The 24,701-nt window shown below is 67.4% G+C and carries 26 protein-coding genes; 12 read left to right on the forward strand and 14 right to left on the reverse strand.

Annotated features, from left to right (window positions below; translation table 11 throughout):
* Positions 1–1,674 (forward strand): energy-dependent translational throttle protein EttA, encoded by a 1,674-nt coding sequence (gene ettA, locus CDO44_RS06420; RefSeq protein ID WP_087779485.1) that lies wholly within the window; start codon positions 1–3, stop codon positions 1,672–1,674.
* A gap of 78 nt (positions 1,675–1,752) precedes the next feature.
* On the opposite strand, the gene CDO44_RS27580 is transcribed toward ettA, so the two are convergent.
* Both CDO44_RS27580 and CDO44_RS27825 read right to left on the reverse strand, forming a co-directional pair.
* Positions 1,753–1,893, reverse strand: coding sequence for a hypothetical protein (locus CDO44_RS27580; protein WP_233146063.1), 141 nt, complete (start codon positions 1,891–1,893; stop codon positions 1,753–1,755).
* Positions 1,894–2,012: 119 nt separating this feature from the next.
* A complete protein-coding gene (locus CDO44_RS27825; protein ID WP_198951309.1) occupies positions 2,013–3,011 on the reverse strand; it encodes a hypothetical protein in 999 nt (332 codons plus the stop codon).
* Positions 3,012–3,236: 225 nt separating this feature from the next.
* Here CDO44_RS27825 and CDO44_RS06430 point away from each other — a divergent pair, with 225 nt between their 5' ends.
* The 4 genes from CDO44_RS06430 (at position 3,237) to CDO44_RS06445 (ending at position 7,540) form a co-directional block, all read left to right on the forward strand.
* A complete protein-coding gene (locus CDO44_RS06430) occupies positions 3,237–4,109 on the forward strand; it encodes a fumarylacetoacetate hydrolase family protein (protein ID WP_087779486.1) in 873 nt (290 codons plus the stop codon).
* A 29-nt stretch (positions 4,110–4,138) separates the two neighbouring features.
* Positions 4,139–5,197, forward strand: a complete 1,059-nt coding sequence (gene gtdA, locus CDO44_RS06435) for a gentisate 1,2-dioxygenase (protein ID WP_087779487.1) — start codon at positions 4,139–4,141, stop codon at positions 5,195–5,197.
* Positions 5,198–5,292: 95 nt separating this feature from the next.
* Positions 5,293–6,498 (forward strand): NAD(P)/FAD-dependent oxidoreductase, encoded by a 1,206-nt coding sequence (locus CDO44_RS06440; RefSeq protein ID WP_087779488.1) that lies wholly within the window; start codon positions 5,293–5,295, stop codon positions 6,496–6,498.
* A gap of 43 nt (positions 6,499–6,541) precedes the next feature.
* A complete protein-coding gene (locus tag CDO44_RS06445; protein ID WP_087779489.1) occupies positions 6,542–7,540 on the forward strand; it encodes a tripartite tricarboxylate transporter substrate binding protein in 999 nt (332 codons plus the stop codon).
* Between the two features lie 113 nt (positions 7,541–7,653).
* Here CDO44_RS06445 and CDO44_RS06450 read toward each other — a convergent pair whose 3' ends face one another.
* Positions 7,654–7,881 (reverse strand): glycine zipper 2TM domain-containing protein, encoded by a 228-nt coding sequence (locus tag CDO44_RS06450; protein ID WP_087779490.1) that lies wholly within the window; start codon positions 7,879–7,881, stop codon positions 7,654–7,656.
* A gap of 237 nt (positions 7,882–8,118) precedes the next feature.
* Between CDO44_RS06450 and CDO44_RS06455 the strand changes: the two genes are divergently transcribed.
* On the forward strand, positions 8,119–8,919 hold the full coding sequence (locus CDO44_RS06455) for a ferritin-like domain-containing protein (protein ID WP_087779491.1): 801 nt from the start codon (positions 8,119–8,121) through the stop codon (positions 8,917–8,919).
* Here the strand turns inward: CDO44_RS06455 and CDO44_RS06460 are convergent.
* A complete protein-coding gene (locus CDO44_RS06460; protein WP_087779492.1) occupies positions 8,904–9,236 on the reverse strand; it encodes a hypothetical protein in 333 nt (110 codons plus the stop codon). The two genes, CDO44_RS06455 and CDO44_RS06460, sit on opposite strands and share 16 nt — an antisense overlap.
* 47 nt (positions 9,237–9,283) lie before the next feature.
* On the reverse strand, positions 9,284–9,580 hold the full coding sequence (locus tag CDO44_RS06465) for a PepSY domain-containing protein (RefSeq protein WP_198951310.1): 297 nt from the start codon (positions 9,578–9,580) through the stop codon (positions 9,284–9,286).
* Positions 9,581–9,696: 116 nt separating this feature from the next.
* Here CDO44_RS06465 and CDO44_RS06470 point away from each other — a divergent pair, with 116 nt between their 5' ends.
* From CDO44_RS06470 to CDO44_RS06480, 3 genes are read left to right on the forward strand one after another with little or no spacing between them, the layout of a single operon-like run.
* The gene (locus tag CDO44_RS06470; RefSeq protein WP_087779493.1) at positions 9,697–10,041 is read left to right on the forward strand and encodes a PepSY domain-containing protein; all 345 of its coding nucleotides are present in this window, start codon (positions 9,697–9,699) and stop codon (positions 10,039–10,041) included.
* Between the two features lie 3 nt (positions 10,042–10,044).
* Entirely contained in the window at positions 10,045–10,710 is a 666-nt protein-coding gene (locus CDO44_RS06475) for a response regulator transcription factor (protein ID WP_087779494.1), read from the forward strand.
* Positions 10,707–12,074 carry a HAMP domain-containing sensor histidine kinase gene (locus CDO44_RS06480; protein WP_087779495.1) on the forward strand — a complete coding sequence of 456 codons (1,368 nt, stop codon included), beginning with the start codon at positions 10,707–10,709 and terminating at the stop codon, positions 12,072–12,074. The genes CDO44_RS06475 and CDO44_RS06480 overlap by 4 nt, the downstream gene beginning before the upstream one ends.
* Before the next feature lie 69 nt (positions 12,075–12,143).
* On the opposite strand, the gene CDO44_RS06485 is transcribed toward CDO44_RS06480, so the two are convergent.
* On the reverse strand, positions 12,144–13,313 hold the full coding sequence (locus tag CDO44_RS06485; RefSeq protein WP_087779496.1) for a mandelate racemase/muconate lactonizing enzyme family protein: 1,170 nt from the start codon (positions 13,311–13,313) through the stop codon (positions 12,144–12,146).
* Between the two features lie 115 nt (positions 13,314–13,428).
* Here CDO44_RS06485 and CDO44_RS06490 point away from each other — a divergent pair, with 115 nt between their 5' ends.
* Positions 13,429–14,382: a LysR family transcriptional regulator gene (locus CDO44_RS06490; RefSeq protein WP_087779497.1), complete on the forward strand. Its 954-nt coding sequence runs from the start codon at positions 13,429–13,431 to the stop codon at positions 14,380–14,382.
* Here CDO44_RS06490 and minE read toward each other — a convergent pair.
* The 6 genes from minE to CDO44_RS06520 form a co-directional block, all read right to left on the reverse strand.
* Entirely contained in the window at positions 14,354–14,614 is a 261-nt protein-coding gene (gene minE / locus CDO44_RS06495) for a cell division topological specificity factor MinE (protein ID WP_087779498.1), read from the reverse strand. The two genes, CDO44_RS06490 and minE, sit on opposite strands and share 29 nt — an antisense overlap.
* A gap of 3 nt (positions 14,615–14,617) precedes the next feature.
* Entirely contained in the window at positions 14,618–15,433 is an 816-nt protein-coding gene (gene minD, locus CDO44_RS06500) for a septum site-determining protein MinD (RefSeq protein WP_087779499.1), read from the reverse strand.
* Between the two features lie 20 nt (positions 15,434–15,453).
* The gene (gene minC, locus CDO44_RS06505; protein WP_087779500.1) at positions 15,454–16,251 is read right to left on the reverse strand and encodes a septum site-determining protein MinC; all 798 of its coding nucleotides are present in this window, start codon (positions 16,249–16,251) and stop codon (positions 15,454–15,456) included.
* A gap of 349 nt (positions 16,252–16,600) precedes the next feature.
* On the reverse strand, positions 16,601–18,364 hold the full coding sequence (locus tag CDO44_RS06510) for a glutamine--tRNA ligase/YqeY domain fusion protein (protein ID WP_087779501.1): 1,764 nt from the start codon (positions 18,362–18,364) through the stop codon (positions 16,601–16,603).
* Positions 18,365–18,667: 303 nt separating this feature from the next.
* Positions 18,668–20,167, reverse strand: a complete 1,500-nt coding sequence (locus tag CDO44_RS06515; RefSeq protein WP_087779502.1) for an ATP-binding protein — start codon at positions 20,165–20,167, stop codon at positions 18,668–18,670.
* A complete protein-coding gene (locus CDO44_RS06520) occupies positions 20,164–20,910 on the reverse strand; it encodes a response regulator (protein WP_087779503.1) in 747 nt (248 codons plus the stop codon). Before CDO44_RS06520 ends, CDO44_RS06515 begins: the two co-directional genes overlap by 4 nt.
* A gap of 152 nt (positions 20,911–21,062) precedes the next feature.
* On the opposite strand from CDO44_RS06520, the gene CDO44_RS06525 reads away from it, so the two are divergent.
* Both CDO44_RS06525 and CDO44_RS06530 read left to right on the forward strand, forming a co-directional pair.
* Positions 21,063–21,644 (forward strand): Spy/CpxP family protein refolding chaperone, encoded by a 582-nt coding sequence (locus CDO44_RS06525; RefSeq protein WP_158213214.1) that lies wholly within the window; start codon positions 21,063–21,065, stop codon positions 21,642–21,644.
* A gap of 75 nt (positions 21,645–21,719) precedes the next feature.
* The gene (locus CDO44_RS06530) at positions 21,720–22,616 is read left to right on the forward strand and encodes a LysR family transcriptional regulator (RefSeq protein ID WP_087779505.1); all 897 of its coding nucleotides are present in this window, start codon (positions 21,720–21,722) and stop codon (positions 22,614–22,616) included.
* On the opposite strand, the gene CDO44_RS06535 is transcribed toward CDO44_RS06530, so the two are convergent.
* Positions 22,607–23,686, reverse strand: a complete 1,080-nt coding sequence (locus tag CDO44_RS06535; RefSeq protein ID WP_087779506.1) for a tartrate dehydrogenase — start codon at positions 23,684–23,686, stop codon at positions 22,607–22,609. The two genes, CDO44_RS06530 and CDO44_RS06535, sit on opposite strands and share 10 nt — an antisense overlap.
* 24 nt (positions 23,687–23,710) lie before the next feature.
* Positions 23,711–24,691 carry a tripartite tricarboxylate transporter substrate binding protein gene (locus CDO44_RS06540; RefSeq protein WP_087779507.1) on the reverse strand — a complete coding sequence of 327 codons (981 nt, stop codon included), beginning with the start codon at positions 24,689–24,691 and terminating at the stop codon, positions 23,711–23,713.
* Positions 24,692–24,701 lie beyond the last annotated feature (10 nt).

Raw genomic sequence — 24,701 nt, forward strand, 5'->3', positions numbered from 1 at the left:
ATGGCCCAATACGTCTACACCATGAATCGCGTCGGCAAGATCGTGCCGCCCAAGCGGCAGATCCTGCGCGACATCTCGCTGTCGTTCTTCCCGGGCGCCAAGATCGGCGTGCTGGGGCTGAACGGCGCCGGCAAGTCCACGCTGCTCAAGATCATGGCCGGCGTCGACAAGGACATCGAGGGCGAGGCACGCCCCATGCCCAACCTGAGCATTGGTTACCTGCCCCAGGAGCCCCAGCTCGATCCGGAGCACACCGTGCGCCAGGCGGTCGAAGCCGGGCTGGGCGGCGTGTTCGCCGCCAAGAAACGGCTGGACGAGGTGTATGCCGCCTATGCCGAGCCGGACGCCGACTTCGATGCGCTGGCCTCCGAGCAGGCCGAGCTCGAGGCCATCATCGCGGCGGGCAGCGGCAGCGGCAACGACGATATCGAGCATCAGCTCGAGATAGCCGCCGACGCCTTGCGGTTGCCGCCCTGGGATGCGGTGGTCGGCCATTTGTCGGGCGGCGAGAAGCGCCGCGTGGCGCTATGCCGACTGCTGCTGTCCAAGCCCGACATGCTGCTGCTGGACGAGCCCACCAACCACCTGGATGCGGAGAGCGTGGACTGGCTGGAAGTCTTCCTGCAGAAGTTCCCCGGCACGGTGGTGGCCGTGACCCACGACCGCTACTTCCTGGACAACGCCGCCGAGTGGATCCTGGAGCTGGACCGCGGCCACGGCATTCCCTGGAAGGGCAACTACAGCTCCTGGCTGGAGCAGAAGGATGCCCGCCTCAAGCAGGAAGAAGCCAGCGAATCCGCCCGCCAGAAGACCATCAAGAAGGAACTGGAGTGGGTGCGCCAGAACCCGAAGGCGCGCCAGGCCAAGTCCAAGGCCCGCATCGCGCGCTTCGAGGAACTCAGTTCGCACGAGTACCAGAAGCGCAACGAGACCTCCGAGATCTTCATTCCCGTGGCCGAGCGGCTGGGCAATGAGGTCATCGAGTTCAAGAACGTCAGCAAGGGCTACGGCGACCGCCTGCTTATCGACAATCTCAGCTTCAAGGTGCCGGCCGGTGCCATTGTCGGCATCATCGGCCCCAACGGCGCCGGCAAGTCCACGCTGTTCCGCATGATCGCCGGCAAGGAGCAGCCCGACAGCGGGGAAGTGGTGCGCGGCTCTACCGTGAAGCTGGCCTACGTCGAGCAGATGCGCGATGCGTTGGAAGACGCCAAGACGGTGTTCGACGCGGTGGCCGACGGCGCCGACATCCTGACGGTGGGCCGCTTCGAGATGTCGTCGCGAGCCTATCTGGGGCGCTTCAACTTCAAGGGCGCCGACCAGAACAAGCTCGTCGGCAACCTGTCGGGCGGCGAACGCGGCCGCCTGCACCTGGCCAAGACGCTCCTGGCAGGCGGCAACCTGCTGCTGCTGGACGAACCGTCCAACGACCTGGACGTGGAAACCCTGCGCGCACTGGAGGACGCCTTGCTGGAATTCGCCGGCAGCGTCATGGTGATCAGCCACGACCGCTGGTTCCTGGACCGGATCGCCACGCACATCCTCGCCTTCGAGGGCGACTCGCAGGTGGTGTTCTTCGACGGCAACTACCAGGAGTACGAGGCCGACAAGAAGCGCCGCCTGGGCGAGGAGGGCGCCAAGCCCAAGCGGGTACGGTTCAAGCCGCTGAAGTAGCGGACGCCACGGCTAGCACATGGCACGAGGCCCGGCCCTGCGCGAACAGCCGGGCCTCGTCGATTTCAGGGCATGAGGTCAGAGGTCGCCTTGGCCGTCGGATGAGCCGCTCCAGCTCACGCCGGACGAGGATTCGACGAGCACCTGGCTGGTGCCCGCGGCCGGGCTGCTGAAGGTGGTCGTGATCGGGAAGTCGCCGCCGGATTGGCTGACCCGCATGATCTCCTCGGCGTCGGCGACGCGCATTGGCTAAATAAAGTCCTGTTCGAAGCGAAAAGCGGCCCCGGGGAAAACCGGGACCGCTTGCGGGAACGATCCGATGCCGCGACGGCGGACGTTCAGAGATCGTCGAACGCGATGAAATCCATCGTCGACGAAAGGCCCGAGGTCGATTCGATCTTTACCTGGTTCCTGGTGTCGGTCTGGACGAACGTGGTCGTGATGGTCTCGCCCACGGTGACCGATTTGAACGCGCCCGACTGTAGTTCGCCGCCTTCCGAATGTTCCCAGTAGACCAGGGGCGTGGTCATGGTGACGTCGTAGTCGAACGACCCGAGCAGCGGATCGGTGCCGCTGGCGCCATAGCTGATCGCCGAAAACGTGTTCAGATCGGTGACGTAGTCGTAGACATAGTCGCTGAGATAGTTCTCGATTCGCGTGGCATAACTCTTGCCGCCTTCGGAACGGGCGATATCCAGTTGCGCGACGGTGGTTTTGTACGCGTAGGTATCGTCGTCGTCGCTCGCCGTGCCCTTGTTGTCGTGCTTGTAGGCGACGACGATCGTACCGTCGAGCGTTTCGCTGCCGTCCAGCTTGAAGCCCGTAAGCGGGAGGGTCATGGTGACGGCGGAGGAGGCCGTTTCGTCCAGGACGTTGCCGGACACGCCGCTGAATGTGACGGTGACCGTGCCGTCCAGCAGCAAATCTTCGGTCTCGAGATAGCAGTCGTTGAAATCGAAGACCACCTTGTCGCCGTTGCTGACTAGGCCGTCCCCGTTGGCGTCGGTAAGCGTGGCCACCAGCGTGCCGGCCGACTCGCCGTCGCAGGTGCCCGAGTCTGTCGTGATTTTCTCTTCGGCTGCATAGCTGAAGAAATCCAGGGCCAGGTTGGCGACGAAGCCCGGAATCTGGGTGACGCCCAGCGCCGTATAGACGCTTTCATGGCCGACCCATTCCATCTGCTGCTTGGTGTACTTGGGAGGCGGCGTGCCGCCCCCGCCGGCGCCACCCCCGTTCCCGCCGCCTCCCGAACTGCCCGAGTCGCCGTCGCCGCCGCCGCAGGCTGCGAGGATGGCCAGGGCAAGAATGGATCCGGCTGTCTTGATGATAGTGCTCATGTCAGGTCCCCCCTGAAAATCGCGCGGTTCCGCCGCGCGTGTCGTCGATGAGCCGAGTATGGAGAGTCGTCCATCGCGCAGCATCCTCCAAATGGGGGGCGCGCGGCGGCCCGCCGTCTGTCATGCACCCGGCGCCATCCGCCTTGACTCGGGTCCGCCGTACTCCTTAAAATTGAACACGCTCAAAATTAAGAATCGCCGCCATCCGGCGGCACCGGAGATCGCATGAGGATTTGCCGCTATGACGAAGGCCGGATCGGCCTCGTGGAAGGAGACACCGTTTACGACGTGTCGTCCGTGAAAGACCGACTGCCCGCGCTTGCCTGGCCGGTGCCGCCGGGCGATCTGTTCATCGAGCGGCTGGGCGAGCTGATGCCCGCCATGCAGGCCGCCAAGGCCGGCGCCGCCACGCGTCGCCTGGCCGACGTCCGGCTGCTGAGCCCGATCGCGACACCGTCCAAGGTCATTGCCGCGCCGCTGAACTACCACGCCCACGTGGACGAGTCGCTGGCCGATGCCCAGATCCACAACAACGTGCACATCGCCCATTACGAGGGTTTCAAGAGCCCGGTCGCCAAGTTCGGGGTGTTCCTGAAATCGGCCCAGTCCGTCGTAGGCGCGGGCGAGGGCGTGCGCATCGCCTTTCCCGGCCGGCGCAACGACCACGAAGTGGAGCTCGCGGTGGTGATCGGACGGCAGGGCAAGGACGTCAAGGCCGGGGACGCCATGTCCTATGTGGCCGGGTATTGCATCGGCCTGGACATGACCGTGCGCGGCACGGAAGACCGCAGCTATCGCAAGTCGGCGGATACCTATACGGTGCTGGGCCCGTACCTGGTGACGGCCGACGAGATCGCCGACCCGGGCAGCCTCGACTTTTCCATCGAGGTCAACGGCGAACCGCGCCAGCGCGCCAACACCCGCGACCTGATCACCGGCATCGCCGAACTGATCGAGGTGGCCTCGCACGTCTACACGCTGTATCCGGGCGACGTCATCATGACCGGGACGCCCGAGGGCGTGAACACGGTCCAGCCCGGCGACGTGATGCACGCCCGCATCGAGGGCCTGGGCGAAATGGACGTGGCGGTGCGCTAGGGTCGCGACGCCCAGGCTGGAGGAGACACATGAACAATCCCAGGCAAGAGCCGGCGCCTGCCGCCGACAGGGCGGCGCGCGAGGCGTTCTACGCCCGCATCGGCGCGGACAATCTCGCGCCGCTGTGGGAACAGCTGCACAACCTGGTCACCCGGACGCCGCGTTCCGATTGCCAGCCGGCGCATTGGTCGTATGCCAAGGTGCGGCCCTATCTGACCGAGGCAACCTCGCTCATTACCGCCGAGGAAGCCGAGCGTCGCGTGCTCATTCTCGAGAACCCGGGCCTGCGGGGCAAGGCGGCCATCACGACGTCGCTTTATGCCGGCCTGCAGGCCATCCTGCCGGGCGAAGTCGCCAGGGCGCATCGCCACAGCCAGGCCGCGCTGCGCCTGATCCTGGAAGGCAGCGGGGCCTACACCTCGGTGGACGGCGAGAAGACCATCATGCGGCGCGGCGACTTCGTCACCACGCCGTCGTGGACCTGGCACGACCACGGCAACGACAGCGACGCGCCCATGATCTGGCTCGACGGACTGGATGTGCAATTGGTCGGCATGCTGGATGCCAGCTTCGCCGAGTCCTCGTCCGCCGACCGCCAGGAGTTGCAGCGCCCGGTGGGAGATAGCCTGCTGCGTTATGGAAACGGCCTGGCTCCCGTGGACTGGACGCCTCCGGCCAATCGCGCCTCGCCGCTGTTCTGCTATCCGTACCAGCGCACGCGCGAGTCGCTGCGGGGCATGCAGGCCGCCGGCGCGCCCGACACGCATCACGGCTACAAGCTGCGCTACGTGGACCCGCTCACCGGCGGATCGCCCATGCCGACCATGGGCGCCTATGCGCAGCTGCTGCCCAGGGATTTTTCCACGGCGCCTTATCGCTGCTCGTCCGGCACCGTGTTCGCGGTGCTCGAGGGGCGGGTCGAGGCCGTGCTGGACGACCGCGTCTTCGTGGCCGAACCCAATGACGTCTTCGTCATCCCCAGCTGGGCGTCGCACCGGCTGGTGGCGCGCGAGCCGTCGGTCCTGTTCAGCTTCTCCGACCGCCCGGTCCAGGAACTACTGGGCCTGTGGCGCGAAAGCCGGGATTGACCCGGATCGCCGGCGTCCATCACCTCATGCTCCTGCGGCGGGCGCCATGCCGTCCGCCCAGCCTCGAATCACTTCAGTTACCGTAGAACCGAATCATGCAACAGCATCCCGTCGTCATTTCCGGAGCCGGCCCCGTAGGGCTGGTGGCCGCCCTGTCGCTGGCGCAGAAGGGCGTGGAAGTCGTCATCCTCGAAAGCGAGGACCACATCCCGCAGGATCTCAGGGCGGGCACCTTCCACCCCCCCACGGTCGAGATGCTCGACACGCTGGGCATAGGCGAGACCTTGCGGGGACGGGCCCTGCGCGTGCCCGAGTGGCAGATACGCGATCGCAAAGAGGGACTCGTGGCCCAGTTCGACCTGGGCATGATCGCCGACCTGACGCCCTATCCCTTCCGGCTGCACGTGGAGCAGCACAAGTTGTCCGCCATCGTGGCCGAGGCCCTGCGCGGACACCGCAACGCACGATTGCTGTTCTCGCACCAGTGCGCCGGATACGAGCAGGATGCCGACGGCGTCACGGTCCGGGTCTCCGGTCCCGATGGCGCGCAGGAGATTCGCGCCAGCTATCTCATCGGCGCCGATGGCGCGCGCAGCATCGTGCGCAAGACCATGGGTACCGAGTTCGAGGGCTTCACGTGGCCGGAACGATTCCTCGTCTTTGCCACCCGCTATGACCTGCGCGAGCAGGGCTATACCGGCAACGCCTATATCGCCGACCCCGACGAGTGGAGCGCCATCTTCATCCAGCCTCACGACGGGCCTCCGCCGATCTGGCGCATCGCGTTTCCCATCGGCCCCGACATGGACGAGGCCGATGTCCTCACACCCGAGTTCGTCCAGGGCAAGATCAAGGGCTTCCTGTCGCCCGACCGCGACTATGACATCCCCTACAAGAGCGTGTACCGGGTGCACCAGCGTGTCGCCAAGGATTTCCGCGACCGGCGCGTGTTCCTGGCTGGCGACGCCGCGCACGTGAACAACCCGCTGGGAGGGATGGGCCTGAACAGCGGCATCCACGACGCCATGAACCTGACGGGGAAGCTGGCCGAGGTCATGCTGCATGGCGCGCCCGACGACCTGCTCGACCGCTATCACCGGCAGCGCCGCACCGTGAACGTGGAGTACGTGCAGGCCATCACCATACGGAACAAGCGCCTGCTGGAAGAGCGGGATCCCGACGTGCGGCGGCAGCGCCTGGACGAACTGCGCGCCACGGTGGCCGACAAGAATGCGCACCGGCAGTACCTCATCAATTCGTCCATGATCGCCAGCGTGCGGCGGGCCAACGAGATCCAGTAGCCTGCGCCCGGGCCGCATCACCAGGAAAAGAGAGGAGACCACCATGCAGGATTTCGTACCGCGTCCGCAGCGCCGGACATTCATCGCCGCGCTGGCCGCCGGCGCGCTCGCGCCAGGGCGCCTGCCGGCCGCCCAGGACACGCTGGGGCTGGCGGACAAGACCGTCCAGGTCATCGTGCCCTTCACCCCGGGGACCACGCCCGACCTGTGCGCACGGCTTTTTTCGCCCAGGCTGGCGGAGCAGTCGGGCCGCACCTTCGTGGTCGAGAACAAGCCGGGGGCTTCCGGCATCATCGGCCTGGCCGCGGTCGCCAAGGCCGCGCCCGACGGCCATACCATCGCCTTCAGTACCAATACCGCGTTGACGCTGCCGCTGGTGTATTCCTCGGTGCCGTTCGACGTCATCGACAGCTTTGCGCCCATCGCCATGCTGGGGTCGACCAACTTCGCGCTGTGCGTGCATCCCTCGCTCGGCGTGTCGACGCTCGCGCAGTTCATCGAATACGTCAAGCGCCACCCGGGTTCGGTCAACTACGGTTCGCCCGGCAAGGGGACATTCCATCACCTGTGCATGGAAATGCTGGTGGCGCAGCTGGGCCTGAACATGGTGCACGTGCCCTACAAGGGGTCGGCCGGCGCCACGACGGACCTGCTTGCCGGCCACATCAAGGCCATGTTCCAGCCGATGCACGTGGCCGTGCCCTACCAGCAGGAAAAGCGCCTGGTCATCCTGGGCGCTTCCCGGCGGGAGCAGGACCCGACCTACGCCTCCATCGCGCCGCTCGCCGCGGCGGGCCTGCCCAACTACGACGCCGATGCCTGGTACGCCGTGTGGGGGCCGAGGGGCATGAAGGGCGAGCAGGTGGGGCGCTACAACGCCGCGTTCAACCGCCTGCTGGAGAACCAGGAAGTCCGCGCCACGCTGGTCAAGCAGGGCGTCACCCCGCGACCGATGAGCCCGCAGGCCCTGGGGGATCTGTCGAAGGCCGAGCTGGCCAAGTGGCGAGAAGTGACCAAGGCCGCCAATATCCTGCCGGAGTAGCCCCGGGGGCGGTACTCTGATACATGTTGTCGTAAAAAAGCAACAGCCCCGGTCCGCATCGGGACCGGGGCTGTCGAGGCACCGGGGCTAGCCGGCCGAGGCCGGCGGGGGGCTTAGCGGCGCTTGCCGATCTGGTCGCCCACGACGCCGCCGATGGCGGCGCCGCCCACCGTGCCCAGAATCCCGCCGTTGGTGAGCGCCGCGCCCGCGACGCCGCCTACGCCGGCGCCGACCACCGTGCTTTTCTGCCGGCCGGACATGCTGTCCCAACTGGCACACCCGGCAGCCGAGACCACGACGGCGGCCCCGATCATCAGCTTGGCAACAAGATTCGCTTTCATGGGTGACTCCCTAAGTGCGTTGTGTGTATGGCAGCGTCGATGACGGCGCCGCTGCTTGGAATAACAGTGACAGATTCGCCTCCCGCTGTCTGTGAACGAACTCGACAAGCATTACACAAAGTAACCCCATCCGCGTACATCCGGAAGCCTGTGGGGACTCGAATCCCGCCACGATTAGGCTTATGCTGCAAAGACTGCGAACTCGGAGAATTTTCGGTGGACGCTGTTGCTACTGCGATGCCCTGGCGGCTGGAAGACATCGATCTTTCGCGCATCGACCCGGGCTTGGTCAAACAGGACGAGACGCTGTTCTTCCTGCTGTGCAGCGCCTCGTTCATAGAAAGCGGTTCCGACCTCTATACGCGAAACCTCGTCGATTACTATCGCGACGACCAGGACGTGGCCGACTGGCTCGGACTGCATTGGGAACCGGAGGAACTCCAGCACGGGCGCGCGCTGCGCGCGTATATCGAGCACGTCTGGCCCGATTTCGACTGGGAGAGCGCCTTCAACAGCTTCTTCGGCGAGTATTCCCAACGCTGCACGCTGGAGGAGTTCGAACCCACGAAGGCGCTCGAACTGGCCGCGCGCTGCGTGGTCGAGATGGGAACGGCCACGCTTTACCGCAGCCTGGCCGAATACTCGCCCGAACCGGTGCTGCGCGAGCTGACCACTCACATCAGGACGGACGAAGTCCGCCACTACAAGTACTTCTACCTCTATTTCAACCGCTACAACACCCTGGAAGGCAACGGCCGGATGAAGGTGCTGGGGGCGCTGGTGCGGCGGCTCCTGGAGATCCGCAACGACGACGCCGAATGCGCGATCCGCCACGTACTCAACCACCGCGATCCCGCCCACGCCAACGACAAGGCGACCATCGACCGCATCAACGCCGATGCCCGGCGGCTGGTCCAGCGCAACGTGAGCGCCGACATGAGCGTGAAGATGTTCCTCAAGCCCCTGAACCTGCCGCCGCGCATGCAGAACGGCATAGAAGTGCCGCTGACGCGGATGGTGCATTACGCCCTGCGTTGAGCGCCGGCCGAGGGCCGGCCCAGGGTCTCGGCATGGCGGCCATGCAGGTAGTTGATGATCTCGTCGGCGCGTTCGGCCGGCCAGTTCCAGATCTCGGTCCATGGCAGGTAAGAGGCGATGGCGAAGTCGCGCTTGAGCGCGGCCACGACGGCACCATACGCTGCATAGCCGAAACGCGCCTCGCGCGCCTTGCCGAGCTCGGCAAGCGCCGATTCGATGCGGCGGCGCAGGTCGGGGTCGGCGCCTATGGTGCCGGGCGCATGGCCGGCGTCGAACAGGCCGGCTGCGCCGCTATCGGAAAACGCTGGCTGGTTCACGGCATCGTTCCTTGGCATGACTGTGCGGCAGATCGAATGGAGGTCCGTCATTTGCGGCCCCGGTGGGGCAGCCAGTCGGAAGGCTTGACCACTTCGCCGCTGCTCGGGTCGAGATACAGCTTGACCTTGGCGCCGTTCTTGTCGAAGCCTTCCACTTCCCAGCAACCGTCGTCGGGTTCCACTTCGCGCACGTCGTAGCCCAGCTCCTCGGCCTTGCGGATGGCCTGGTCGATCGGAATCCAGCGTTCGCGCGGCACGTAGGCGCACTTGTCGGCGGCCAGCGCGGCGGTGCCGGTGGCGCCGGTGGCGGCAAGGGCGATAATCAGGGCGGGCAACATGCGCATGGCGGTCCTCATCGGTGGGTGGTTGTCTATGGCTGGCAGAATAGCCATCGGCCGCCCCGTCTTCCTGACCGTCCATGTCAGCGTTTTATCAGCCAGCGCCTGTTAGTGTGCGTCCCATGTTCTCGAGACTCCCTCCCCGCCGCCCGCGGTTCGTGCCGTGCCTGGCTGCGCCGTTGCTGGCGATCGCACTCGCCTGTGCGGCGGCGCCCGTTTCCGCGCGCGACGACCATTGCAAGAAGGACCAGGACTGCGCCCGGGCGGCGCTGGTGCACGGCGAGATCCGCCCGCTGTCGGAGGTGCTGGGCGTGGTGCGCGACAAGGTGCCGGGCGATATCATTGAGATCGAGCTCGACCGCGAAGACGGTATCTGGGTCTATGAAGTCAAGGTGCTGCCTTCGAGCGGCCGCCGCAAGAAACTGGAAATCGATGCCCGCACTCTCGAAATCCTCAAGATCAAATAAGCCATGCGCATACTGGTAGTCGAAGACGAGCCGCGCATCGCCGCCGACATCCGGGCCGGCCTGGAACGCGCGCACTACGCGGTCGACGAAGCTGCCGACGGCGAGAGCGCCTGGTTCCGCGCCGGGACGGAAGACTACGACGCCATCGTGCTCGATCTCGGGCTGCCCAAGCTCGACGGGCTCACAGTGCTGAAACGGCTGCGCGCCGCGGATATCGCCACGCCCATCCTGATCCTTACCGCGCGCGATGGCTGGCGCGACAAGGTCGAGGGCATCGACGCCGGCGCCGACGACTACCTCGCCAAGCCTTTCCAGATGGAAGAACTGCTGGCGCGGCTGCGCGCCATCACCCGGCGCGCCGCCGGGCAGTCCTCGGCCATCCTGCGCGCCGGGCCGGTGGAGATCGACACCCGCACCCGCCTCGTGACCGTGCACGGCACCGCCATGACGCTGTCTTCGCTCGAGTACCGCCTGCTCGCCTACTTTCTTCACCACCCGGGCCGGGTCCTGTCGCAGAGCGAGCTCATCGAGCACATCTACGAGACCGGCAGCGACCGCGACACCAACGCCATCGAGGCCCTGGTCGCCCGGCTGCGCCGCAAGCTGGGTGTGGATCTCATCGAGACGCGGCGCGGCCATGGCTACCTGATTCCCGACAGCGTCCGATGAGCCGCCGGTCGCTGCTCGTCAGGCTGGGCTTTGCCGCGGCGCTGATGATCCTGCTGGCGCTGGCCATAGGCGGCGTGGGCCTGACGCTGATCTTCGACCGGCAGATGGAACGGCGCGCCGTCGCGGAGCTCGATCTCTACCTGAAGGCGCTGGCGGCGCAAGTGCGGGTCGAAACGGACGGTACGCTGGGACTGGAGGCGTCGCCGACCGATCCCCGCTTCGAGCAGCCCTACGGCGGACTCTATTGGCAGATCGACGGTCCCCGGCGGCAGCAATTGCGGTCGCGGTCGCTGTGGGATACGGCGCTGCCGACGGCGGTGACCGATCCCGGCCGGCCTGTCCGGGCACGGTGGATCGACGGCCCGGAAAAGACGCAGCTGCTCTCGGTGGAGCGCACGATCGCCCTGGACGACAGCGATGCCGGATCGACGGTGCATCTGCTGGTGGCCCTCGATCGCGCCGACCTGCAGGCCGAGCGTCGTTCGTTCCTGAGCCTGCTGGTTCCTTCCCTGATCGCGCTGGGGCTGCTCCTGATCGTGGCCATGGCCGGCTTCATCCACCTGGCGCTGCGTCCTTTCCGGGACCTGCGCGCCCGCCTGCAAGCCGTGCGCAGCGGACACAGCCGCGAACTGCCTCGCGACGTGCCCGACGAAGTCCAGCCGGTCGTGGACGAGCTGAACCGGATGATTGCCTTCCACGATGCCTCGCTGGAACGCGCGCGGACGCAAGCCGGCGATCTCGCGCACGGGCTGAAGACCCCGCTCGCCGTCATGGGCGCGGCGGCGCGGCGGGCACGGTCCGGCGGCCAGGAAGCGCTGGCGGACGATATCGACGAACAGGTCAATGCCATGCGGCGCCAGGTCGATCGGACCCTTGCGCGCGCCCGGGCTGGCATGGCGGCCGCGCTGGGCAACCGCTCGGCTCCGGTGGACGAGGCCGTGCGCAAGACCCTCCGCGCGATCCAGACGCTGCCGGGCGCGCAGTCCCTCGACTGGGACGAGGACGTTGCCCAGGGCCTCCATTTCGCGGGCGACGAAGGCGACCTGATGGAGCTGCTCGGCAATCTGCTCGACAACGCGCGCAAGTGGGCGCGCACGCAGGTCCGGCTGACGGCGCGCGCCGCGCAAGCCGGAGGGTGGACGCTGGTCATCGAGGACGACGGCCCCGGCTTGCCGGAAGAGGAGACACTGCGCATCGAACGCGGCCGTCGCTGGGACGAATCCCGCCCCGGGACCGGCTTCGGCCTGGCCATCGCCCGCGATCTGGTCGAGGCCTATCGCGGCACCATGGGATTCTCGCGGTCCCCGGAACTGGGCGGCCTGCGGATCTGCATCACGCTGCCGGGCGCGCGGCGTGACGCCTAGTCCGCGCTGCAAGGCGCCTGGCGCCTCGCCCGTGCGACGTACGCGGCACCGTGTCCGGAAACTCGCGGCTCAGTCCGCCAACTGCTTCATTTGCGCATACAGGTCGCTCTTGCCCTCGAAGCCGATGCCGGGCAGCTCCGGCATCGTGATGTGGCCATCGATCACCCGCACGCCGTCGGGGAAGCCGCCGTAAGGCTGGAACAGGTCCGGGTAGCTTTCGTTGCCGCCGAGCCCCAGGCCCGCCGCGATGTTGAGCGACATCTGGTGGCCGCCATGGGGAATGCAGCGCCGCGGCGACCAGCCATGCGTGCGCAGCACCTGCAGCGTGCGTTCGTACTCGACCAGCCCGTAGGACAGCGCGCAGTCGAACTGCAGCCAATCGCGGTCGGGCCGCATGCCGCCGTAGCGGATCAGGTTGCGGGCGTCCTGGTGGCTGAAGAGGTTTTCGCCGGTCGCCATGGGGCCGGGATAGTATTCGGCCAGCGTGGCCTGCAGGGCGTAGTCGAGCGGATCGCCGGCTTCCTCATACCAGAACAGCGGATACTCGCGCAGCATCTTGGCGTAGGCGATCGCGGCATCCAGGTCGAAACGGCCGTTGGCGTCCACGGCGAGCCGGCCGCGCCCCTCGATCTCCGCCAGCACGGCTTCGATGCGCCGGCGGTCTTCGTCGATGGACGCGCCGCCTATCTTCATCTTGACGACGTTGTAGCCCCGGTCCAGGTATGAGCGCATCTCGGCGCGCAGTGCCGACAAATCCTTGCCGGGATAGTAGTAGCCACCGGCGGCATACACGAAGACGCGTGGATCGGCCTTTACGCCGTGGCGCTCGGCCAGCAGCCGGAACAGCGGCTTGCCCTCGATCTTGGCCACGGCATCCCATACCGCCATGTCTATCGTGCCTACCGCCACCGAGCGCTCGCCGTGGCCGCCGGGCTTTTCATTGGACATGGCAGCGGCCCAGACGCGGTGCGGGTCGAGATTGGTGCCGGCATCGTTCAGCAGCGACTTCGGATCGGCCTCGAGAATGCGGGGCGCGAAACGCTCGCGGATCAGCCCGCCCTGGCCGTAGCGGCCATTGGAGTTGAAGCCGTAGCCGACCACCCGCTTGCCGTCGCGGACGGCGTCGGTGACCACGGCCACGAGGCTGCTCGTCATCTTGCTGAAGTCGATATAGGCATTGCGGATGGGCGAGGAGATGGGCTTGGTGACTTCGCGGATTTCGAGGATGCGGATGGACATGGAAACTCCCGTAAGGCCGGGCGGAGGCCCGGCTGCGTGGGTCGTATCATGCCGTTTGCCGCTCGCGGCGGCCAATGCTAGTTTTCTCTTTTTCCATGCCTTGTAAGCATCGGCCATGAACCTGATCTGGCTCGAGGATTTCCTCGTCCTTGCCGAGTGCGGCAACTTCTCGCGCGCGGCCGAGCTGCGGCACATGACGCAGCCGGCGTTCAGCCGCCGCATCCGCATGCTGGAAGAATGGCTGGGCGTGACCTTGTTCGACCGGGCCACGCATCCGGTCACCCTGACGGACACCGGGCTCTGGTTCCGGACCACTGCCCAGGACATGCTGGCGCGCGTGGAACGCATCCCTGACGAGGCGCGCAGGGTGGCGCAGGCCAGTTCGGCCACCCTGCGTTTCGCGGCTACCCATGCCTTGTCGCTGACCTTTCTGCCCGATTGGCTGAGGGGGCTCGAGTCCGGCCTGAACCTGGGGCCCATCCAGCTGGTGTCGGACGTGGCGCAGCAGTGCGAGGCGCTGATGACGCAGGGCCGGGCGCAATTCTTCCTGTGCCATGCGCACGAGCAGGCGCCGGCGCGGCTGGATCCGGCGGCTTATCCCTGGGTCAAGGTCGGCGACGACGTGCTGGTGCCGGTCTGCGCGCCGGACCGGCAGGGCCGGCCGCGTTTCGTGCTGGGCTCGACTTCGGGCAGGCGCGTGCCCATCCTGGCGTACAGCGCGGAATCGGGGCTGGGGCGTATCGTCCGGGCCGTGCACGGACCCGCGCTGGCGCGGCTGCGGGCCGACGTGGCGGTGACGGCGCACCTGGCGACGGTGCTGCAGTCGATGGCGCGCAGCGGCCGCGGCGTCGCGTGGTTGCCAGCCAGCCTGGCGGGGGACGAGCTGGAAACTGGACGACTGGTCGAGGCGGGGGAGGAGTCCTGGCGCATCGCGCTGGACATCCGCCTGTACCGCCGGGGCGAAGCCGAACCGGCCGCGGCCGAGGCATTCTGGCGGGCCGTCGGCGCGAGGGCGCCGGGGCCGCGCGAGACGGGCGGCGTCAGGTCGCCGAAGGCATCTCGATCTTGACTTCCAGCACTTCCAGGGTGTCCTGGCGTTCCAGGTTCACCTTGATGTCGTCCGGGTTGATCTTGACGTACTTCGAGATGACGGCCACCAGCTCCTTCTGCAACTGCGGCAGGTAGTCGGACGAGGCGCCGGAGCCCGATCGCTCGTGGGCGAGAATGATCTGCAACCGTTCCTTGGCGACACCGGCCGTCGACGGCTTTTTTTGTCCGAGGAAAAAGGAGAGCAGCGACATCGATTATTTCCCTCCGAACAGACGCTTGAACAGACCCGGCTTCTCGTAGTCGACGAACCGCAGGGGCTTTTCCTGTCCCAGGTAGCGGTCGACCACGTCCTGGTAGGCCTCGGCCACCGAGGTGCCCTTCAGGTGGATCGCGGGCAGGCCCTGGTTCGAGGCTTGCAGCACGTCTTCGGATTCCGGAATGACGCCGATCAGTTTGATGCGCAGGATGTCTTCGACGTCCTTGAGCGACAGCATCTCGCCTTCGGCCACGCGCTTGGCGTTGTAGCGGGTGAGCAGCAGGTGCTCCTTGACCGGGTCCTCGCCGTTGACGGCGCGGCGCGACTTCGCCGACAGGATGCCCAGGATGCGGTCGGAGTCGCGTACCGACGAGACCTCGGGATTGGTCACGACCAGCGCGTCATCGGCGAAATAGGCGGCCATGAGCGCGCCCGACTCGATGCCGGCAGGCGAATCGCAGACGATGTACTCGAAGTCCATCTCTTTCAGGCCTTCCATGACCTTTTCCACGCCTTCCTGGGTCAGCGCGTCCTTGTCGCGCGTCTGGGACGCCGGGAGGATGTAGAGGTTCTCGAGCTGCTTGTCGCGGATCAGGGCCTGGTTCAGGGTGGCTTCGCCCTGGACGACATTGATCAGGTCGTAGACCACGCGGCGTTCGCAACCCATGATGAGGTCGAGGTTGCGCAGGCCGACGTCGAAATCGATCACGGCGGTCTTGTGGCCGCGCAGCGCCAATCCTGCCGAGAAGCTGGCGCTGGTGGTGGTTTTGCCGACGCCGCCTTTGCCTGAAGTCACGACAACGATACGTGCCATGGAGTGTGGATCCTTATGAGTTAGATGGGCAACGGTTCGACCAGCAGTTTCTCGCCCTCGAGGCGGATCAATGCCGGTTTGTCCTGGATGTCGGGGGACAGGGCCGTGGTCATCGTGCGGTAGACGCCCGCGACGGCGACCAGCTCTGCCTCGAATTGGGTGGTGTAGATGCGCGCCTTGGTGTCGCCGCGCGCCCCGGCCATGGCCTTGCCGCGCAGCGGGCCATAGACGTGGATGTTGCCGTCGGCGATCACTTCGGCGCCGTGGCTGACCACGCCCATGACGATGAGGTCGGCGTGGCGGGCGTAGACTCGCTGGCCCGAGCGCAGCGGCTTTTCGATGAGCAGCGTCGGCACCGCGTGCGGCGCCGCCGGGGGCTGCTCCGCCACGGTTTCGATCACGACCTCGGCCGCCGGCGGTGTAGGGGCGGCCGCCTCCCGGGCGGGAGCGGGCGCCTCGCGTTTCGCCTCGGGAGCCGGCTCGGCCTGGTCCGGCGCCGGCGAACGGGCGGGCGCCGCGGGCAGCGACAGCAGCGCCAGCCCGGCCTGGCGGGCCGAATCGGCCAGTTCGTCGGGCGCCATGATGCCTATCGTGGGCAGGCTATGCCGCTTGAGCGCATCGACCAGCTGCCGCCAGTCCAGCGGGGCGGCCAGGCGGGAGGCGTCGATGACCACCGGCTCGTCTTCGAAGAAACCGGCTGCTTCCTCCATGCGCTGGTCCAGCGCGGCCAGGACGGCCTGGAGGTCGGAGGTGTGAAGCACCACGCGGATGGCGTAGAGCGAGGTGCTTTTGATGTCGAGTACGGGACTGGCTTCCATGGGCGGCGCCGGATGGCGCAAATGCGCAAAGTCCAGATTCTACCGGTAGGCGCCCCGCCGTGGGGGTTAGCGGTTGGGGGGGGGGGGGGGGGGGGAGCCCACCCCCTGGCGCTTCGCGCTCCCCCTCAAGGGGGCGGCGCTGGCGGACCGGCAAAGCCGGATCCGCGGCGCCCTGGGTCTAGCGCGGTTTTCTTGGGTTGCGGCACCGTTGCTACCGCTGGCAGCCAGCGAAGCACCGGCGCTACATTCCAAGAAAGCGGTCCTAGACCCAGGATGCGGTGGATCCGGCTCCGCCGGTCCACCCGCATCGCCCCCTGGGGGGCGCGCGTCAGCGCGTAGGGGGGATCCTCTACTTCCAGGTGTCGCGGAGAGTCGTCGTGCGGTTGAAGACCGGGGCCAGGGTGGAAGAGGCTTCGCGGTCGGCGACGAAGTAGCCGAAGCGCTCGAACTGGTACGAGGTGCCGGGGGTGCCGTCGGTGCCCGGCTCCAGGTAGCCCTGGACGACTTCGATGGAGTTGGGGTTCAGGTATTCGATGAAATCCTTGCCGCCCGCGCTGGGGTTGGGCTCGGTGAACAGCCGGTCGTACAGGCGGATCTCGGCGGGCACGGCCGTGGGGGCATGCAGCCACGTGATATTGCCCTTGACCTTCACGCTGTCCGCCCCGGGGGTGCCGCTGCGGGTCTCGGGCAGATATTCGGCCTGGACTTCCACGACGTTGCCGGCATCATCCTTGACGAAGCCGGTGCATTTGACGACGTAGCCGTACTTCAGCCGGACCATGTTGCCGGGGAAGAGTCGGAAGAACCCTTTGGGCGGGTTCTCGGCGAAGTCTTCCTGCTCGATCCAGAGCTCGCGGCCGAACGGGAACACCCGCTTGCCCATTTCGGGGTGGTGCGGATGGCGCGGCGCCGAGCATTCCTCCGTCTGGCCCTCGGGATAGTTGGTGATGACCAGCTTGAGCGGCCTCAGCACGGCGACCGTGCGGGGGGCCTTGGGGTCGAGGTCGTCGCGCAGCGCCTGCTCCAGCAGGGAGTAGTCGATCCACGAGTCGGATTTCGAGGCCCCGGTGCGCTCGCACAGCAACTGGATCGCCTCGGGGGTGTAGCCGCGCCGGCGCAGGCCCAGGATGGTGGGCATGCGGGGGTCGTCCCAGCCGCTGACGTGGCCGTCGTTGACCAGTTGCAGCAGCTTGCGCTTGCTGGTGATGATGTAGGTCAGGTTCAGGCGCGCGAATTCGTGCTGGTGCGGCAGCGGATCGGCCAGCAGGCCGAGGTCGCGCAGCCGGTTCAGCAGCCAGTCGTAGAACGGCCGCTGGTCTTCGAATTCGAGCGTGCAGATGCTGTGCGTGATGCCCTCGAGCGCGTCCTCGATGGGGTGGGCGTAGGTGTACATCGGGTAGATGCACCATTTGTCGCCCGTGCGGTGGTGCGTGGCATGGCGGATCCGGTAGAGCACCGGGTCGCGCAGGTTCATGTTGGGCGAAGCCATGTCGATGCGTGCGCGCAACGCCATGGAGCCGTCCGGATGCCTGCCGTCGCGCATTTCCCGCAGCCGCGCCAGGGATTCCTCGGCCGGCCGGGCGCGCCAGGGCGAATCCGTGCCCGGCTCCGTCAGCGTGCCGCGCATGGCCCGGATTTCCTCGGGGCTTTGTTCGTCGACGTAGGCGTCGCCCGCCATGACCAGCGCCTCGGCCGCTTCGTACATGAAGTCGAAGTAGTCGCTGGCATGGTAGTAGTGCTCGGAACCGAAGGCGGTCCAGTCGTAGCCCAGCCAGCGGACGGCGTCGACGATGGCGTCGACGTAGCGCTGCTCTTCCTTTTCGGGATTGGTGTCGTCCAGCCGCAGGTGGCACACGCCGCCGTAGTCGCGCGCCAGGCCGAAGTTCAGGCTGATGGCCTTGGCGTGGCCGATATGCAGGTAGCCGTTGGGTTCCGGCGGAAAGCGCGTACGGATGCGCGCCGGATCGAGCGGCGCATCCGCCTGGGCCGAGGCCGGGCCGGGGTGCCCGGCCCAGCGTTTCTCGGCGTAGCGCCCCGCGGCCAGGTCCGCTTCGACGATATTGCGCAGGAAATTGGTGGCCGGAGCCGGAGCAGGTTTATTGGGTGTGGTCATCGCATATGGGGTGGACGAAGGGTCCCTGGTTCGATTTTGCCATATCTAGGGTTCCCCCCTACGCGCTGACGCGCGCCCCCCAGGGGGCGATGCGGGTGGACCGGCGGAGCCGGATCCACCGCATCCTGGGTCTAGGACCGCTTTCTTGGAATGTAGCGCCGGTGCTTCGCTGGCTGCCAGCGGTAGCAACGGTGCACAAACCAAGAAACTCGTACTAGATCCAGGGCGCCGCGGATCCGGCTTTGCCGGTCCGCCAGCGCCGCCCCCTTGAGGGGGAGCGCGAAGCGCCAGGGGGTGGACCCCTCACTCCAGGGGAAGCCTGACGTTGACCTGCAGTCCCCCGTGCGGGCCCTGCTCGAGCGATATGCCGCCGCCATGGGCGCGCGCGATGGTGTCGACCAGGGCGAGTCCCAATCCCACGTTGCCGGTCCGGCTGCGCGCCGCGTCCAGGCGCGAGAAGGGCTGCAGCGCCTCGGCGCGCCGCTCGGGCGGGATGCCCTGGCCATGGTCCGCCACCGTCAGCAAGGCGTGGCCGTCGCCAGCGGACAGCGCGACGTGGATGGGCGGCGCGCCGTGCTGGAGCGCGTTGTGTATCAGGTTGTCGACCAGGCGGCCCAGGGCCACCGCATCGCCGGCTACCAGCACGTCGTCGGCCGCCGACGTCAGTTCGACCTCGCAGCCGGTTCCCCGCCAGGTATGCAGCCGTTCGCGCAGCCAATCGCTCAGGTCGATGGGCGTGAAGTGATAAGTGGCCGGGTCGGTGCCGCGCACGAAGCCGATGAACTGGTCGACGATGTGCTGCATGTCCTCGGCATCCTGCCGCAAGCCGTCCTTGAGTGCCGGATCGTCGACCATCTCGGTGCGCAGGCGCATCCGGGACAGCGGGCCCTTGAGGTCGTGCGGCAAGCCGGCCAGCAGCGTTCGGCGCACCCGATCGGATTCATTCAGCGCATCGAGCATGGCATTGAAGCGTTCGCCGAGGACCCGGGTCTCGTGCGGGCCGGCCGGCTCGACCCGTTCCGGCGTGCCGGCCGCCAGGCGGTCGGCGGCGTGCGCGAGCGAGGTGATGGGACGCGTGATGTGCCAGGAGAACCAGGCGGCGAGCAGCAGGATCGCCCCCAACCCGCCCAGCCACATGACGACCAGGGGCGTCCTGACCGGAGGGCTGATGCGTTCGAGCGAGATGACCAGCCACGACCGCAGGAGCGGTTCGTCGTCATTGCCGAGTTCGGGATTGAGCGAAATGAACAGGGCGGGCTCGGGTCCGCGCGACAGGGCGACCCGTGTGCCATCCGCCAATTGCATGTTCAGGCGCTGGATCAGGCCGCGCATGGCGTGGCGCGGGTCGTCGTCGGCCCAGCGCGGCGCTTCCCGCGGTCCTCGGCGCTCGGGGCCGAAGCGGAACTCTCCGGGCCGGTAGTCGGGCGGCATGCGTCCGCCAGGCAGCGGTTCGAAACGGGGATGGGCGGGGCGTCCCTCGCGCCGGGCGCGTTCGTCGCCGAAGCGCGGTCGGGGCGGGATGGGACGGGAGACCAGCCGCCATTCGCCTTGCGAGGCGGCCGCCACGAAGGCGGCGCGCTCGTTCTCGTCGATTCGGGAGATGGCGGCGCGCAAGGTCCGTATGGTGGTGGCCATGAGGTCCGGCGCCACATTCTCGAGGACGTTGCGCCGGTAGTGCTCGATGGCAAGGAACGTGGCGGCCTGGGCGACCAGCACGGAGCCCAGGATCAGCAGGACGAGGCGTGCGCGCAGCGAGCGCGGTACCAGGCGGTCCGCCCAGCCGCGTGGCGCGGGAGCGTTCATGGAAGCGGCGGCGAAGCCGGCGCCGCGTCGCCGTTGGCGGTGAGGGGCGTGAAGCGGTAGCCGATACCCCAGACGGTCTGGATCCACTTCGGCTGCTTCGGATCGTCCTCGATGGCGCGGCGCAGGCGCAGGATGGCGATGTCGATGGCGCGATCGTTGCGCTCGCCGGCTTCGTCGTCGCGCGCCAGTGCCAGCAGCCGTTCGCGCGACAGCGGCTTGCCCGCGTTGCGCAGCAGCGCTTCCAGCAGGTTGAACTCGCCGCCGGTCAGCCGGACCGGCTCGGCGCCGCGGTGCAGGGTGCGGGCCTTGGCGTCGAACACGAACGGACCGAACGAGACCGGGGCATCCTTGACCAGGGCCGATGGGCCGCTCTTGCGCCGCAGCACGGCTTCGATGCGTGCCAGGAGCTCGCGCGGGTCGAACGGCTTGCCCAGGTAGTCGTCCGCGCCCGATTCCAGTCCGATGATGCGGTCCACCGTTTCGTCGCGGGCGGTCAGCAGGATCACCGGCAGGTCCTCGCCGCGTTCGCGCAGCCGCCGGCACGCCTCCGCGCCATCTCCGCCAGGCAACATGCGATCCAGCACCAGCAAGGCGGGCCCGTAGCGGGTGATGCGCGCTTCCAGGTCGGTCGCGTCGGGCGCGAGCAGGGTGTCGTAGCCCTGCTTGTTGAGGTAGTCGGCGAGCAACTGGCGCAGGGCCGGGTCGTCATCGACCACGAGCAGTTTGGTGGCGGATTTTTCCATGGGGGAATGTTCGCGTGACGGGCCGGCGGCGGCAAGCAGCCTGAAATCGGTTGAAACAGATGAGGCCCGCCGCGCAACCGGTCAGAAACCGGTGTGGAACCAGAATGCCGTCACCGCCGCAGTCCGATGCGGTGTCGACAAGGAGTATCGCAATGACCAAGAACACCCTTCGTACGATCGCGTTGTCGCTCGCCCTGGCCACCGGAAGTGCCGGCGTATTCCACGCCGCCCACGCCCAGGCCACGACGGACAATAGCACGCAGACCGAGCAAAAGGCCGGGCAGGAGCGCCATCGCGGCTTCAAGGGCCACCATGGTCCCGTGCGCCATCACGCGTTCCATGCGGGCATGGGGCACGCGCCGCTGGCCATGCTGGGACACTTGAAATCCAAGCTCAACCTGACCGAATCGCAGCAGAAGCTCTGGGATGCCGCCCAGGGGCAGAGCCGTGAAGTCGGCCAGGCCATGCGCGCCCAGCGCGAGGAAGGCATCAAGGCGCTGCGCGCGCAGGCCGATGCCGGTCCGCTGGACCTGCGGGCCCTGACGGCCAAGCACGAAGCGGATCGGGCGGCGCTCAAGCCCAAGATGGATGCGGCCCGCGACGCCTGGCTGGCCGCCTATGACTCGCTCGATGCCAAGCAGAAGCAGATCGTCACCGACGCCGTGAAGAAGCGCATCGAACGGGGCGACCGCATGCGCGAGCATCGCCGCCCCGACCAGCCGGCCAAGAACTGATCCCCCGGCGGCAGGCAGAAAACCGGCGCGGCGACGCGCCGGTTTTTTCTTTGCGGTGGTACCCTTGATGCCGCCATGAACCTCACCATCAAGCAGTTGCGTGCGTTCGTCAATGTGGTGAATGCCGGCAGCTTCACCGAAGCGGCCAAGCGCCTGTATGTGACGCAATCGGCATTGAGCCTGCTGCTGCGCGAGCTGGAAAGCGAACTGGGCGTGCGCCTGCTCGATCGCACCAGCCGCCGCACCGAGCTTTCCACGGCCGGCGCCGAGTTCTACCCGCTCGCGGTCAAGGTGCTCGAAGACCTGGACCATGCCGTCCACAGCACCTTGCAATTGCACGAGCGCCTGCGCGGGAGCGTGCGGGTGGCGTGCACGCTGCTGTACGGCCAGGCGCTGATGCCCAAGATCCTGGCGCGGTTCGGCGAGCGCTTTCCCGGCATCGCCGTGCGCATGCTGGACCTGCCCAATGAACAGGTACTGGCGCGGGTGGCGGCGGGCGAGGCCGACCTGGGCGTGGCGCCCCAGCGTGCCACGCCGGCCGGGCTGGCCCAGGAACGACTGTTCCAGGACCGCATCCAACTGATTTGTCCGCAAGACCACCCGCTGGTGCGCAGGAAGAAGGTCACCTGGGCCGAGGCCCTGGAATATCCCTTCATCACCCTGCCGCTGGATTTCACCGCCCGGCTGCAGGCCGATCTCACCGCGTGGTCGGAGGCGCTCAAGCTGGAGCCGGCCCACTCCGTGGCCTACCTGACCACGGCCCTGGGCATGGTGCAATGGGGGCACGGCCTGACCGCGCTGCCGGCCTATTCCACGCCGCTGCTCAGGTCGTTCGGCCTGGCCGGCATCGCGGTGCGCGATCCCGTCATCTATCGCCAGGTATCGGTATTTACCCGGCGCGGCAGCAGTCTGTCGCCCGCGGCCATCAGCTTCCTGGAGTTCCTGCACGAATTCATGGCCGATCAGGCCTGAACCGGCTGTTCCGCCAGGGCCCGGCACACGGCCGCGCCCACCTCCGTCGTCCGCGCTTGCCCGCCGAGGTCCGGGGTGCGGGGACCATGGGCCAGCACGGTCTCGATCGCGGCCATGACGTCCTGCGCGGCCTGCGCATGGCCCAGGTGTTCGAGCAGCATGGCGCCCGACCAGATCTGGGCGATGGGGTTGGCAATGCCGAGCCCGTGGATATCCGGGGCCGAGCCGTGCACAGGTTCGAACAGCGAGGGAAACCGGCGTTCCGGATCGAGATTGGCCGACGGCGCGATGCCTATCGTCCCGGCGGTGGCCGGCCCCAGGTCGGACAGGATGTCGCCGAACAGGTTGGACGCGACGATTACGTCGAAGCGGCCCGGATCCAGCACCATCTTGATGGTGATCGCATCCACGTGGTATTGGCTGGCGCGGACGTCGGGATATCGGGCCGCCATGGCGGCGTAGCGTTCGTCCCAGAACGGCATGGTGATGTTGATGCCGTTCGACTTGGTGGCCGATGCGATCGACCGCCGGGGGCGGCGGCGGGCGAGCTCGAAGGCGAAGCGCAGCACGCGGTCCACCCCGTGGCGGGTGAAGGTGGCCTGCTGGCAGGCGATTTCCCGATCGGTACCCTCGAACAGCCGGCCGCCCACCGAGGAGTATTCGCCTTCGGTGTTCTCGCGCACGATCCAGTAGTCGATGTCGCCCGGCCCGCGTCCGCGCAGCGGGCAGTCCACGCCCGGCATCAGCCGTACCGGGCGCAGGTTCACGTACTGGTCGAACTCGCGCCGGAACTTCAGCAGCGAGTCCCACAGCGAGACATGGTCGGGTACCGTGGCCGGCCAACCGCAGGCGCCGAAGTAAATGGCGTCGCAGCCGGCCAGGCGTTCCTTCCAGTCCGGCGGCATCCATCCGCCCAGCCGTTCGTACTGGTGGCAGCCCCAGTCGTGGTGTTCGAACCGGAGCGCGATGCCGTGGCGTCCGGCGGCGGCCTGCAGCACGCGCACGCCTTCTGGCATGACTTCGCGGCCGATGCCGTCTCCGGGAATGACCGCGATGCGATGTGGCTTCATGTCGGCGTTCCTTGCGCGGCGGCGTCAGTCGGCGCGGATGCCCGCCAGCTGCGCCAGCTTGCCCCACTTGGCGTATTCCGCCCGGAAAAAAGTGTCGAACGTGCCGGGCGTGCCTCCTGCCACCTGCGCGCCCTGGCCCTGCAATTCCTTCTGGAACTCCGGCGTGGCGAGCATGTCGTTGAGGGCGGCGGACAGGCGGTCGACGATATCGTCGGGCAATCCCCTGGGACCCAGCAGCCCGAACCAGGTGCCGGCCTCGAAGCCCCGCACGCCGGCTTCGTCCATGGTCGGTACGCCGGGCAAGAGGGGCGAACGCTCGCGCAAGGTGATGGCGAGCGGCTTGAGCGTGCCCTTCTGGATGTGGGGCAGGGCCGAAACGACCACGTCGAACATCACGTTGACCTGGCCGCCTATCACGTCGACCAGGCCGGGGGCGCTGCCTTTGTAGGGCACGTGCACCAGATCGACCTGCGCCAGCGACTTGAACAGCTCGCCTGCGAGGTGGCCGGCGCTGCCTACGCCGAACGAGGCATAGGTGATGCTGCCGGGGCTCTTGCGCGCCGCCGCGACCAGGTCTTGCACGCTGCCGATGCCGGTCTTGGGATTGGCTACCAGGACCAGCGGCGCCTGCGCGATCAGCTTGACCGGCCTGAAGGCATTGAGCGGGTCGTAGGGAACCTTGGAATAGGCATGGGGCGACACCGTCAGCGGCCCCGCGGCGCTGAACAACAGCGTGTAGCCGTCCGCCGGGGCCTTGGCCACCGCTTCCTGGCCGATCAATCCGCCGGCACCCGCGCGATTGTCCACCACGAAGACCTGGCCCAGGCGCTGCCCGAGTTCTTTGGCGACCAGCCGGGCGGTGGAGTCGGTCGATCCGCCCGCCGCGTAGGGCACGATCAGGCGTACCGGCTTGTCGGGATAGCCGGCGGCCGCGGCCGGTTGCAGACACGCGGCGATGGCCACGGTGGCCAGGGTGCACAGGCGATGCGCGAGGGTGTTCTTCATGTCTCCTCCA

The organism is Pigmentiphaga sp. NML080357 (assembly GCF_002188465.1).
Taxonomy (GTDB): Bacteria; Pseudomonadota; Gammaproteobacteria; order Burkholderiales; family Burkholderiaceae_B; genus Pigmentiphaga.